Source organism: Flavobacterium sp. Leaf82, assembly GCF_001422725.1.
In the GTDB taxonomy this organism is placed as follows: Bacteria; Bacteroidota; Bacteroidia; order Flavobacteriales; family Flavobacteriaceae; genus Flavobacterium.
Map to the genome: position 1 here is coordinate 77,534 of NZ_LMMA01000034.1, position 13,339 is coordinate 90,872.

Sequence of the window (13,339 nt, forward strand, 5' to 3'; positions counted from 1 at the left end):
TGGCAGTATATTTTATTTTGGATTGAATACTAAAAACGGAATAATCATTTCTTCTAACGAAATTCCGCCATGCTGATATGTATTTCTATAATAACTCACATAATGATTGTAGTTATTTACGTAGGCTAAAAAGAAATCATTTTTAGCGAATATAAACGAACTACTCATGTTTATTGCCGGTAAACCTATGTCTTTAGGTTCTTTTACAACATATACATCTTTTTGTTCGTAGGTTAAACTACGACCAGTTTTGTAGCGCAAATTTAAGCTTGTATTTTTATCACCAACAACTTTTGATGGGTTTTTTACATTAATTGTTCCGTGATCTGTAGTCAGGATTAATTTGAAACCCAAAAGTTGTGCTTGCTGAATAATCTCTAAAAGCGGAGAATTTTTGAACCAGCTTAATGTTAGCGAACGATATGCTTTATCGTCAGAGGCAAGTTCTTTTACAACGTCCATTTCGGTTTTTGCATGCGATAACATGTCTACGAAATTATAAACAACTGTAACCAAATCATTTCCTTTTAATGCTTTGAAATTTTCCGCTAATTTTTTTCCGCCGGCATAATTGGTGATTTTAAAATAATCCTCTTTAATATTTAAACCTAAACGTTTTAATTGCGCACTTAAAAACTCAGCTTCATAAAGGTTTTTTCCACCATCTTCGACATCATTTTTCCAATATTGAGGAAATTGTTTTTCCATTTCTGTAGGTAATAAACCAGAGAAAATAGCATTTCTGGCATATTGTGTAGCTGTTGGAAGTATAGAGAAATAAGGAACTTCTTTCTCTAATTTATAATAATTTGCAACAACGGTTTCAAAAGATTTCCATTGATCGTAACGCAAATTATCAATCACAACAAACAATATAGGTTTGTCTTTCTTTTTAATCTCCGGAACGACTAATTCCTTGAATAAATTATGGGACTGAATAGGTTTATCAGCTTTTGGCGCAAACCAGTCTTCGTAATTTCTTTCGATATATTTTCCGAATTGCGAATTAGCTTCAACTTTCTGGGATTCAAGGATTTCTATCATTCCCTGATCGTTGATGTTTTCGAGTTCTAATTCCCAGAATATTAATTTTTTATACAACTCAACCCAATCTTCATAAGAATTTACCATGGCCATTTCCATCGAAATTTTTCTGAATTCTTTTTGATAATCTAAGGTTGTTTTTTCTGAAATTAATCTTGAATGATCCAGATTTTTCTTCAGGCTCAATAAGATCTGATTCGGATTTACCGGTTTGATCAAATAATCAGCAATTTTAGAACCAATGGCTTCTTCCATTATATATTCTTCTTCGCTTTTTGTGATCATGATCATCGGGATAGCTGATTTCTTTTCTTTCATTTCTGAAAGTGTTTCCAAACCACTCATCCCGGGCATATTTTCATCTAAAAAAACAATATCAAAATTGTCTTCGTCAAACAAAGCAATAGCGTCTAAACCATTATTACAAGTGGTTACAGCGTAGTTTTTTTTCTCAAGAAATAATATATGTGGTTTTAAAAGGTCAATCTCATCATCGACCCAAAGTATTTTTATCTTATCCATAAACGTAATTTAATTTTAATGCAATTTAGAAGTATAGAACTTAAAAAGTATTAAAAATAGTATAAATTTCAGAATTATAAAAAGTGTTTTTTTTGTAAAATCCTTTTTTAAATTAGACATAAGGTTGAGAATCACGACAATTTAATGTTGTTTTTTAAATGAAAAACACAAAGTGGTTTATACTTATTTACTTATATTTGTTGACCTAAAAAGAATCAAATAGTGACTCATATCAATAAGTTAAAAATATTCAATGATCCCATCTACGGGTTTATTTCCATTCCGAACGAACTTATTTACGACTTAATTCAACATCCGTATTTTCAGCGTTTACGCCGTATTTCGCAAATGGGATTATCGTATTTGGTTTATCCTGGTGCTAATCATACGCGTTTTCATCATGCTTTAGGTTGCATGCACTTAATGCAAAAAGCTATTGAAACACTTCGTTTTAAAGGCGTTGCGATTTCAAGTGATGAAGAATGTGCGTTGCTGATTGCTATTTTATTGCATGATATTGGTCATGGACCTTTTTCGCATGCAATGGAAAAAAGCATTGTAGAGGATGTGAATCATGAGGCTATTTCACTATTATTCATGAACCAGTTAAATGATGAATTTGACGGAAGACTAAGTTTGGCTATTCAGGTTTTTAAAGGTGATTATCATAGAAAATTCATGTTGCAATTGATTTCAAGTCAGTTAGATATGGATCGAATGGATTATTTAAAACGTGATAGTTTTTATACCGGAGTTGCGGAAGGAAACGTAAATTCTGAACGTTTGATCCAGATGATGAATGTGGTTGATGGTGTTCTGGTTATTGAAGAAAAAGGAATTTATTCTGTTGAGAAATTCTTGCTTTCCAGAAGGTTAATGTACTGGCAGGCTTATTTACATAAAACAAGTTTAGTAGCTGAACTAATTTTGATGAATGTTCTAAAAAGAGCAAAAGAATTAACCTTAAAAGGAATTAGTTTGCCTTGTAGTGAACCTCTTTTGTATTTTATGCAAAATAAAGTCGCTTTAGAAGATTTTGATGCTGAAAAATTGGATTTATTTTCTCAATTAGATGATTTTGATATTATAAGTGCTTTAAAGGCATGGCAAAAGCAAAGTGATTTTATACTTTCTACTTTAAGTAAAATGTTAATTAACAGAGATTTACTTAAAATTAAGTTAAGTGCTGAGAAAATTCCGGCAGAAGAATCGCAATCATTAAAAGAAAAATTTGCTAATGACCATCATATCACGCAATTAGAGGCGGGGTATTTTATATTTAGAGGAAAAATAAAAAATCAGGCTTACAGTAAAGAGGCTGAACCAATACGAATATTGAAAAAAGATAAAACAATTGAGGATGTTGTAGAAGCTTCTGATCAGCTGAATTTGAAATCGTTATCTAAATTGGTGACAAAATATTACATCTGTTTTCCAAAACAACTTATCTAAAATTAACATTTAAAATCTATTTTTTATATTTTTGTCGCAATGAAATTTACAGCAGAACAAATAGCAGGAATTTTAGAAGGAGAAGTTGTTGGGAATCCCAATGCAGAAGTTTCTCGGCTGTCTAAGATTGAAGAAGGCGAGGAAGGATCGCTTACTTTTTTGGCTAATCCCAAATATATCAATTACATATATACTACAAAAGCATCAGTTACAATTGTTAATGATAGCTTTATACCTGAACAGGAAATTACTACAACTTTAATAAAAGTAGAAGATGCTTATGCGTCTTTTTCTAAGCTTTTGCAATTTTACAATCAGGTAAAATTGAATAAAAACGGAATAGAAACTCATTCTTTTATGTCTGAAGGAACTAAATATGGAGAGAATTTATATTTAGGAAGTTTTAGTTATGTTGGTCAAAATGTTGTTCTGGGAAATAACGTAAAAATTTATCCTAACAGTTTTATTGGAGATAATGTTGTTATTGGCGATAATGTGTATATTTTTGCAGGCGCTAAAATTTATTCTGAAACGATAATTGGTAACGATTGTACGATTCATTCCGGAACTATTATTGGCGCAGATGGTTTTGGTTTTGTGCCGGATGAAGAAGGTGTTTACAGTAAAGTTCCTCAAATAGGTAATGTTATTATTGAAGACAATGTAGATATTGGTGCAAATACAACAATAGATCGAGCAACTCTGGGTTCTACAATAATTAGAAAAGGAGTAAAATTAGACAATCAAATTCAGATTGCCCACAATGTAGAAATTGGTAAAAACACTGTTATTGCTGCGCAATCTGGTGTGGCTGGTTCTACAAAAATAGGTGAAAACTGTATGATTGGCGGGCAAGTAGGTATCGCAGGGCATTTAACTATAGGTAATAATGTAAGATTGCAGGCTCAATCAGGAGTAGCAAGAAACATTAAAGATGACGAAATATTGCAGGGAACACCTTCTCTTGCATATACAGATTTTAATAAATCGTATGTACATTTCAAAAATCTGCCTAAAATTGTTGCCGAAATTGATGAATTAAAAAAACAAATAATAAACCCAAAAAATGGAAATAATGGTTAAACAGAAGACCATCAAAAATGAAATTTCACTAACAGGCGTTGGATTACACACTGGAAAAGAAGTTACAATGACTTTTAAACCAGCTCCAATTAATAATGGTTTCACTTTTGTAAGAGTAGATTTGCAAGGTCAGCCCGTGATCGAAGCAGATGCTAATTATGTTGTTAACACGCAAAGAGGTACTAATTTAGAAAAATTAGGTGTAAAAATTCAAACTCCTGAACACGTTTTAGCGGCATTGGTTGGTTGCGATTTGGATAACGTTATTATAGAATTGAATGCTTCTGAACTTCCTATTATGGATGGTTCTTCAAAATATTTTGTTGAAGCGATTGAGAATGCCGGTATCGAAGAACAAGATGCGAAACGTAACGTTTATGTAGTAAAAGAAGTTATTTCGTTTACTGATGAAGCTACCGGAAGCGAAATCTTAGTGATGCCAAGCGATGATTATCAAGTAACTGCAATGGTAGATTTTGGTACTAAAGTTTTAGGTACACAAAATGCAACCATGAAAAGCATAGCTGATTTTAAAGATGAAATTGCTAACTCAAGAACTTTTAGTTTCTTACATGAATTAGAATCTCTTTTAGAGAACGGACTTATAAAAGGTGGAGATTTAAACAATGCTATTGTATACGTAGATAAAGAAATATCTGAAGGTACAATGGAAAATTTAAAGAAAGCTTTTGGTAAAGATAAAATTTCGGTTAAGCCAAATGGTGTTTTAGATAACCTTACTTTACATTATCCAAACGAAGCTGCAAGACATAAATTACTTGATGTTGTTGGAGATTTGTCTTTGATTGGTGTTAGAATCCAAGGAAAAATTATTGCTAATAAGCCTGGACATTATGTAAATACTCAGTTTGCCAAAAAATTAGCAAAAATTATTAAAATTGAACAAAGAAATCATGTTCCAGTTTACGATTTAAACCTGGAGCCATTGATGGATATTCATAAAATTATGGCAGTTTTGCCACACAGACCTCCATTTTTATTAATCGACAGAATTATAGAAATGTCTGATAGTCATGTTGTGGGTATGAAAAATGTAACGATGAATGAAAATTTCTTCGTTGGACATTTTCCTGAAGCTCCAGTAATGCCAGGTGTTTTAATTGTTGAAGCAATGGCACAAACAGGAGGGATTTTAGTGTTAAGCACTGTTCCGGACCCTGAAAATTACTTAACTTATTTCATGAAAATTGACAATGTTAAGTTCAAGCACAAAGTATTGCCTGGTGATACCTTAATATTCAAATGCGAATTGATTTCTCCTATCAGAAGAGGAATTTGTCACATGCAGGCAAATGCATACGCAAATGGAAAATTGGTAACAGAGGCAGAATTAATGGCTCAAATTGCAAGAAAACAATAATAATTTATCAATTTTATTGTTTACGTTTGTTGCCCAAATAGACTATTTTAATATAAAATATAAAAATCACAGATGAATCAACCATTAGCATATGTTCATCCCGGCGCTAAAATCGCTAAAAATGTTGTAATTGAGCCTTTTACAACAATTCACAATAATGTTATTATTGGTGACGGTACTTGGATTGGTTCAAATGTAACCATCATGGAAGGTGCACGAATTGGTAAAAATTGTAACATTTTTCCAGGGGCGGTTATTTCTGCGGTACCACAGGATTTAAAATTTGGAGGAGAAGATTCTTTAGCTATTATAGGAGATAATTGTACGATTAGAGAATGCGTAACCATTAATAGAGGTACAGTTGCTTCAGGACAAACAACTTTAGGGAATAACTGTTTAGTTATGGCTTATGCCCACATTGCACACGATTGTGAAATTGGTAATAATGCTATTATTGTAAACGGTGTTGCCCTGGCAGGTCACGTTGTTGTTGGTAATCACGCAGTAATTGGTGGTTTGGCAGCGATTCACCAATTTATTCATATTGGAGATCACGCTATGATTTCTGGTGGATCTTTGGTTAGAAAAGATGTTCCGCCGTATACAAAAGCAGCAAAAGAGCCTTTGTCTTATGTAGGAATCAATTCTGTTGGATTAAGAAGAAGAGGATTTAGTACTGAAAAAATTAGAGAAATTCAGGAAATTTACAGAATTTTATACCAAAAGAATTACAATACAACCCAAGCTTTAAGTATTATTGAAGCTGAAATGGAAGCTACTCCTGAGAGAGATGAAATTTTAGATTTTATCAGAAATTCATCAAGAGGAATCATGAAAGGTTATTCAGGAAACTATTAATTTTAGTCCCGAAGTTTCGGGATAGATTTCTGATTTTGGATTTCTATACTGTAAAAATTAAAATTATAAAAAATAACAGAGTGGACGGTTTGTTCTTGTTAAGAACCTAAAATCTACATTCTAAAATCTAAAATAAAAACAAATGGCATCTACATCAGATATTAGAAACGGATTGTGTATTAAATTTAATCACGATATCTATAAAATAGTCGAATTTCTTCACGTAAAACCTGGAAAAGGTCCAGCTTTCGTAAGAACAAAATTAAGAAGTTTAACTACAGGAAGAGTATTGGATAATACATTTTCTGCAGGACACAAGATTGACGATGTGCGTGTTGAAACGCATAATTATCAGTTTTTATATGCTGAAGGAGATGAATTTCATTTTATGAACACAGAATCTTTTGAGCAAATTTCTTTGAATAAAAACATTCTGGATGCTCCGGGATTATTAAAAGAAGGAACAAGTGTAATGGTTCAGGTTAATACTGAAACTGATTTGCCATTATCTGTAGATATGCCATCTTCTGTAATTCTTGAAGTTACTTATGCTGAGCCGGGAGTAAAAGGAAATACAGCTACAAATGCTACTAAATCTGCTACGGTAGAAACTGGTGCATCTGTAAACGTTCCGTTATTCATCAACGAAGGTGATAAAATTAAAATTGATACTGCTTCAGGTTCTTACATGGAGCGCGTAAAAGAGTAGTTTTTACAAGTTTTCAGTTTTCAGTCGCGGTTATCAGTTTATTGATATAGATTGAAAACTGTGACTGAAAACTGAGACTAAAAACTAAATAGATATATGAAATTTCCAAAGATTCATTCTTTACAAGAAATTGCAAATTTGCTTGAGTGCGAATTTATTGGCGACCCTAACTTTCCGGTTTCAGGCATGAACGAGATACATGTTGTTGAACCTGGAGATATTGTTTTTGTTGACCACCCAAAATACTACGACAAAGCATTACAATCTGCGGCTACTATTGTTTTAATTAATAAAAAAGTAGATTGTCCGGAAGATAAAGCTCTTTTAATCTCTGATGATCCTTTTAGAGATTTTAATACCCTCACCAAACATTTTAGACCTTTTCAGGCTACAAATGTATCAATATCACTTTCTGCAACTATTGGAGAAGGAACCGTTATTCAGCCTAATTGCTTTGTTGGTAACAATGTTACAATTGGTAAAAACTGTTTGATACACCCCAATGTTACCATTTATGATCATACTGTAATTGGTGATAATGTAATCATTCATGCAGGAACTATTTTAGGAGCTGATGCATTCTATTATAAAAAACGTCCGGATGGTTTCGATCAGTTAATTTCCGGTGGAAGAGTTGTAATTAAAGATAATGTTGGCATTGGCGCGCTTTGTACAATTGACAAAGGTGTTACAGGCGACACAACAATTGGTGAAGGTTCCAAATTGGATAACCAGGTGCATGTTGGGCATGATACTGTAATAGGTGAAAAATGTTTAATTGCTTCGCAAACAGGTATTGCAGGTTGTGTTATTATAGAAGACGAAGTTACGATTTGGGGACAAGTAGGTACAACCAGTGGCATCACAATAGGAGCTAAGGCTGTTATTATGGGGCAGACAGGTGTTACTAAATCGGTTGAAGGAGGAAAATCTTATTTTGGAACCCCAATCGAAGAATCAAGAGAAAAGTTAAAACAATTAGCCAATATCAAAAAGATTCCTGAAATTTTAAATAAATTGAAATAATATGTCTATTAAAGAATTTGTTCAAAAATTTTATAAGTCAGACGCCTTAATTGATAGCGAAGTTATGAAAACCTATTTACATCCTGATGTAAAATTAGATTGGAATAGCACCAAAGGATTAATTGAGATGGATTATAATTCGATGTTAGAGATGGCGAATGAACTTAGTCGTGCTTACGTGCGATCAAAAGTAAGAATAAGCCACATTCTAGCCGAAGACGACTTAGTTTCGATACGATATTCTCATTTTGTGAAAACGATTGAGAATCCAAGAGAAGAGATGTTATTAGCCCATTTTGCTACAATTTGGCAAATAAAAGATGATAAATTATATCGCGGGTATCAAATGAGTCAATTTTCTTAATTTTTTTGAAGACAAAAAGGTTAAAATACGTTACAAAACCTTACTTTTGCATCACAATTTTAAAAACTACATAAAATATATATCATGAGTGTTTTAGTTAATAAAGATTCCAAAATAATTGTTCAAGGATTTACAGGAAGCGAAGGAACTTTCCACGCTTCTCAAATGATTGAGTACGGTACTAATGTTGTTGGTGGTGTTACTCCGGGAAAAGGAGGAACTAGCCATTTAGATCGTCCGGTTTTTAATACAGTAAAAGATGCTGTTGATCAAGCTGGAGCTGATACATCTATTATTTTTGTACCACCAGCTTTTGCTGCTGATGCAATTATGGAAGCTGCTGATGCTGGAATTAAAGTAATTATTGCTATTACAGAAGGAATTCCTGTAGCAGATATGATTAAAGCAAATAATTATGTTAAAGAAAGAAATTCTAGATTAATTGGGCCAAACTGTCCTGGAGTTATTACTCCGGGTGAAGCTAAAGTTGGTATTATGCCAGGTTTCGTTTTCAAAAAAGGAACAGTTGGTATCGTTTCTAAATCTGGAACTTTAACTTACGAAGCTGCTGACCAGGTTGTAAAACAAGGTTTAGGAATTACTACAGCTATTGGTATTGGTGGAGATCCAATTATTGGAACTACAACTAAAGAAGCTGTTGAATTATTAATGAACGATCCGGAAACTGAAATTATCATCATGATTGGTGAAATTGGAGGTCAATTAGAAGCAGATGCTGCTAAATGGGTTAGAGCTGATGGTAACCGTAAACCAGTTGTTGGTTTTATCGCTGGAGAAACTGCTCCTGCTGGTAGAACAATGGGTCACGCAGGTGCTATTGTTGGTGGTTCTGATGATACTGCTGCTGCTAAAAAACAAATTATGAGAGACAACGGAATCCACGTTGTTGATTCACCAGCTGAAATTGGTAAAAAGGTAAAAGAAATATTAGGATAATTTCTACTATTTTAAATAATAAATTCCCAAAAAAGTCTCAATATCTTGTTGAGACTTTTTTACATTTTTGATATATTAAGGCGAGCAAAGTAAAAAAAACTTAGCATCTTAGACCCTTAGTACCTCAGAAACTTAAAAAAAAATATATGTACAAAGAATTAGAAAAATTTAAAGTAACCAATAGTTTTACTTTTACAACTGAAGATAGTTTAGAACAAGCTTGTAACGCTCCGGAAGGTGCAGGAGTATTTGTTGTTTATGCTGTTGAAGGTGATGCAAAAGAACTAATCATGGTTGGTTCTACAGGAACTGTTCAAAACGACGGAACTTTGAAAAGCAAAAATGGTGGATTATACGATAAAATCGTAAACGGACATCAATTTGCTAAAACAGGAAGAAAATATTCATGGCCGGCACAAATGAAGTTAGAAACAATTTCGGCTCTTGAAGTAGTTTGGTATGAAACTTTTAATGCTGATGTAAAAGCAATTCCAACTGCAGTTGAAGGACAAGTTTTGCAAAGCTTCTTAGATGAAAATGCAAAATTACCAAGATGGAATGTAGCTTTCTAAAAAGCCGTTTTAAATAAAAACATCAAAAAGCCTTGCTATTTATTTAGTAAGGCTTTTTTATTAAGCTGTAGGTTTTTAATTTTCAGTTTTATGTAGTTAAATACCAAAAACAAGACATAAAAATATGTAATTGAAGTTGATCCTGTTTTAGATATTTTTTATAATTATTTTCTAAATAGAGAATACACATAAAATTTTCGCTATAAGTGAGATTTTTCAAAGGTTATTGCAATTGTTATTTTTTTAAAAAGGGAATTATCATATATTTGACAAGTCATTCATAGCCCTGAGTATTTGAAATCATTTTATGTCAGTCACGGCAAATATAAGATTGAAATGTCTCGTCCCGAAGCTTCGGGATCAGGATTAGCTACAAATAAATATTAACATTAATTTTGAATATGAAATTACTAGAAGGAAAAGTTGCCATTATTACGGGCGCTAGTCGTGGAATTGGAAGAGGAATTGCTGAAGTTTTTGCTAAACATGGTGCAAACGTAGCGTTTACATACAGCTCATCTGTAGAGTCAGCTCAGGCTTTAGAAGCTGAATTGAACGGTTTAGGAATAAAAGCAAAAGGATACCAATCGAATGCGGCCGATTTTAATGAAGCGCAAACTTTCGTTGATGCTGTTTTGGCAGATTTTGGAACAGTTGATATCTTAATTAATAATGCCGGAATTACAAAAGATAACCTATTAATGCGTATGTCTGAGGCTGATTTCGATCAGGTTATAGATGTGAATTTAAAGTCAGTATTTAATATGACTAAAGCAATTCAGAAAACTTTCCTGAAACAACGCGCAGGTTCTATTATTAATATTAGCTCTGTAGTTGGAGTTTCCGGAAACGCAGGTCAAACAAATTATGCAGCCTCAAAAGCAGGTGCAATTGGTTTTACAAAATCAGTAGCATTAGAGTTAGGTTCTCGTAATATTCGTTGTAATGCAATTGCTCCAGGGTTTATTGAAACAGAAATGACTGCAAAATTACCTGAAGATGTAGTAAAAGGATGGAGAGACGGAATTCCGTTAAAACGCGGCGGAACTGTAGAAGATGTAGCTAATGCTTGTCTTTTCTTAGCTTCAGATATGAGTGCTTATGTTACAGGGCAAGTACTGAATGTTTGCGGAGGAATGCTTACCTAAAAAGGTAATAAGGTTCTAAGTTACAAAGGTTCAAAGGTTTTAGTAATCAGTTTTTATCTGACTCTAGAATAAAAGCTGAACAATAGTCATAATTAATTGACTTTTTAATCTGATTACTGTAAACTGACACTGAATACTAAATAATTATGACTACAAACACGATTCTATTATTATTACTTTCTTTAGTAATAGCGGGTGGGTTATCGTATTTTCAATATTTTTTTAAAGCCAAAAACAAATCCAATGTGGTTTGGTTTTTGGCTTTTTTACGTTTTCTTGCCATTTTTGGGTTATTGTTATTATTGATAAATCCAATAATGACAAAAAATAAGCTTGAAATTACCAAAACACCTTTAGCAATTGCAGTCGACAACTCAAGTTCGATTACAGCTTTAAAATCAGACAAAAAAACGGAAGAATTATACCAGAAGTTAATTTCGAATCCGGCATTAAAAGAAAAATTTGAAATCCAGTTTTATCAATTTGATGCTGAATTTAAACCATTGGATAAATTTGATTTTAAAGGAAAACAAACCAATCTTGACGAAGTCGCCAAGAACCTAAAAAGTATCAATAAAAACCTGATTTTCCCAACGGTTATTATTACTGACGGAAATCAAACTACAGGAAATGATTATGTATATCGTTTTGATCCTGTTAATAAAGTTTATCCCTTGGTTGTGGGAGATACAACCACTTTTCTTGATTTAAAAATCAATCAGCTTAATGTAAACAAATACGCTTTTCATAAAAATAAATTTCCTGTCGAAGTATTTCTTCAATATGCAGGAGATAAAAATGTAAATGCTGATTTTACAATATCACAAGGAAATACAATTGTTGCAAAAGAGAAAGTTTCTTTTTCTGCTTCTAAAAAAACGGCAACTTTAAACTTGCTTTTACCTGCTGATAAAGTAGGGTTACAAATTTTTAAGGCAAGTATTTCGTCTGGTTCAAAAGAAAAAAACGGTTACAATAACATCAAGAATTTTGCTGTAGAAGTAATTGATCAAAAGTCGACTATTGCGATCGTATCTGCTATAAACCATCCGGATATTGCAGCATTAAAACGCTCAATAGAAGTTAATGCGCAACGTAAAGTAATATTGGTCAAGCCAAATGATATTAACCAGTTACAAGAAGTTTCGGTTTTAGTTTTATATCAGCCAAACGCTGCTTTTAAAGCTATTTTTGACAACAATAAATTAGCAGCGACAAATACTTTTATTATTACAGGAAACAACACCGATTTTAATTTTCTGAACCAACAACAAACTAGTCTGGTTTTTAAAATGAGCAATCAAAGAGAGGATTACCTAACAGAGTTTCAATCCCAATTTAATTTGTTTGCGATAGAAAATATTGGGTTCGAGAATTTTCCACCATTGCAAAATTTATTCGGTACAATTACAACAAACGGAAATGTGTCTGTTTTACTTTCTTCAAAAATTAGAAACGTTGCTACAAATGCACCTTTGTTGGCTTTCGCCGAAAATCAAGGAAAACGTACTGCATTTTTATTAGGTGAAAATAGCTGGAAATGGCGTTTGCAAAGTCATATCGATAATCAGTCATTTGAGAAATATGATGTTTTTATCGACAAGATTATTCAATATTTAGCCTCGACAACTTCAAGGAAATCCCTGGTAGTGACGCATGAGAGTTTTTATAATTCCGGAGAAGCAATTGTAATCAATGCACAATACTTCAATAAAAATTATGAATTTGATGAAAAAGCAAGGCTAAAAATTACGGTTACAAATGCTGAAACGAAGCAAGCAAAAAACTACGATCTATTAAAAGGAAACAATTCGTTTTCAGCAAATCTTGACGGTTTAGCTGCGGGGAAATATAATTTTACCGTAAAAGAATTAAATACAAATACAGTTTATTCAAGTCATTTTGAAATCTTAGATTTTGATATCGAAAAACAATTTGTAAATCCTGATGTTGTAAAACTGAAACAATTAGCACTTCAAACAAACGGAAAAGCTTTCTTTGAAAATCAGGCGGATGATTTGATTCAGCAGCTTTTAGAAAATAAAGAATACAAATCGATAGAGAAAAACGTTTCAACAAAAACTCCGTTAATTGACTGGGTTTGGTTATTAGTTTTAATTGCTATTTTATTGACAACAGAATGGTTTGTAAGGAAGTATAACGGGTTGTTGTAATCGAGTTTTTTTGCCACGAATTGCACGAATTAGCACGAATTTATATTTA

At 32.6% G+C, this 13,339-nt stretch carries 12 protein-coding genes; 11 read left to right on the plus strand and 1 reads right to left on the minus strand.

The window, feature by feature from the left end; all coding sequences use genetic code 11:
- Nucleotides 1-12 precede the first annotated feature (12 nt).
- A complete protein-coding gene (locus ASF10_RS20030; protein ID WP_056253240.1) occupies nucleotides 13-1,566 on the minus strand; it encodes a bifunctional response regulator/alkaline phosphatase family protein in 1,554 nt (517 codons plus the stop codon).
- Nucleotides 1,567-1,788: 222 nt separating this feature from the next.
- Here ASF10_RS20030 and ASF10_RS20035 point away from each other — a divergent pair, with 222 nt between their 5' ends.
- The 11 genes from ASF10_RS20035 (at nucleotide 1,789) to ASF10_RS20085 (ending at nucleotide 13,290) form a co-directional block, all read left to right on the plus strand.
- Complete coding sequence (locus ASF10_RS20035) at nucleotides 1,789-3,018, plus strand: HD domain-containing protein (protein ID WP_056253243.1); 1,230 nt, start codon at nucleotides 1,789-1,791, stop codon at nucleotides 3,016-3,018.
- Nucleotides 3,019-3,057: 39 nt separating this feature from the next.
- Nucleotides 3,058-4,101 (plus strand): UDP-3-O-(3-hydroxymyristoyl)glucosamine N-acyltransferase, encoded by a 1,044-nt coding sequence (lpxD, locus tag ASF10_RS20040; RefSeq protein ID WP_056253245.1) that lies wholly within the window; start codon nucleotides 3,058-3,060, stop codon nucleotides 4,099-4,101.
- Nucleotides 4,094-5,482, plus strand: coding sequence for a bifunctional UDP-3-O-[3-hydroxymyristoyl] N-acetylglucosamine deacetylase/3-hydroxyacyl-ACP dehydratase (locus ASF10_RS20045; RefSeq protein WP_056253786.1), 1,389 nt, complete (start codon nucleotides 4,094-4,096; stop codon nucleotides 5,480-5,482). The genes lpxD and ASF10_RS20045 overlap by 8 nt, the downstream gene beginning before the upstream one ends.
- Before the next feature lie 72 nt (nucleotides 5,483-5,554).
- On the plus strand, nucleotides 5,555-6,340 hold the full coding sequence (gene lpxA / locus ASF10_RS20050) for an acyl-ACP--UDP-N-acetylglucosamine O-acyltransferase (RefSeq protein WP_055092319.1): 786 nt from the start codon (nucleotides 5,555-5,557) through the stop codon (nucleotides 6,338-6,340).
- Nucleotides 6,341-6,482: 142 nt separating this feature from the next.
- Complete coding sequence (gene efp, locus ASF10_RS20055; RefSeq protein WP_026985157.1) at nucleotides 6,483-7,049, plus strand: elongation factor P; 567 nt, start codon at nucleotides 6,483-6,485, stop codon at nucleotides 7,047-7,049.
- A 96-nt stretch (nucleotides 7,050-7,145) separates the two neighbouring features.
- Nucleotides 7,146-8,075, plus strand: coding sequence for a UDP-3-O-(3-hydroxymyristoyl)glucosamine N-acyltransferase (locus ASF10_RS20060; protein WP_056253248.1), 930 nt, complete (start codon nucleotides 7,146-7,148; stop codon nucleotides 8,073-8,075).
- A 1-nt stretch (nucleotide 8,076) separates the two neighbouring features.
- The gene (locus ASF10_RS20065; RefSeq protein WP_056253250.1) at nucleotides 8,077-8,439 is read left to right on the plus strand and encodes a nuclear transport factor 2 family protein; all 363 of its coding nucleotides are present in this window, start codon (nucleotides 8,077-8,079) and stop codon (nucleotides 8,437-8,439) included.
- A gap of 84 nt (nucleotides 8,440-8,523) precedes the next feature.
- Nucleotides 8,524-9,396, plus strand: coding sequence for a succinate--CoA ligase subunit alpha (gene sucD, locus ASF10_RS20070; RefSeq protein WP_056253252.1), 873 nt, complete (start codon nucleotides 8,524-8,526; stop codon nucleotides 9,394-9,396).
- A gap of 146 nt (nucleotides 9,397-9,542) precedes the next feature.
- A complete protein-coding gene (locus ASF10_RS20075; protein WP_056253255.1) occupies nucleotides 9,543-9,968 on the plus strand; it encodes a hypothetical protein in 426 nt (141 codons plus the stop codon).
- 401 nt (nucleotides 9,969-10,369) lie between these two features.
- Nucleotides 10,370-11,116: a 3-oxoacyl-[acyl-carrier-protein] reductase gene (gene fabG, locus ASF10_RS20080; RefSeq protein ID WP_056253259.1), complete on the plus strand. Its 747-nt coding sequence runs from the start codon at nucleotides 10,370-10,372 to the stop codon at nucleotides 11,114-11,116.
- Between the two features lie 146 nt (nucleotides 11,117-11,262).
- Complete coding sequence (locus ASF10_RS20085; RefSeq protein WP_056253262.1) at nucleotides 11,263-13,290, plus strand: hypothetical protein; 2,028 nt, start codon at nucleotides 11,263-11,265, stop codon at nucleotides 13,288-13,290.
- Nucleotides 13,291-13,339: the final 49 nt, after the last annotated feature.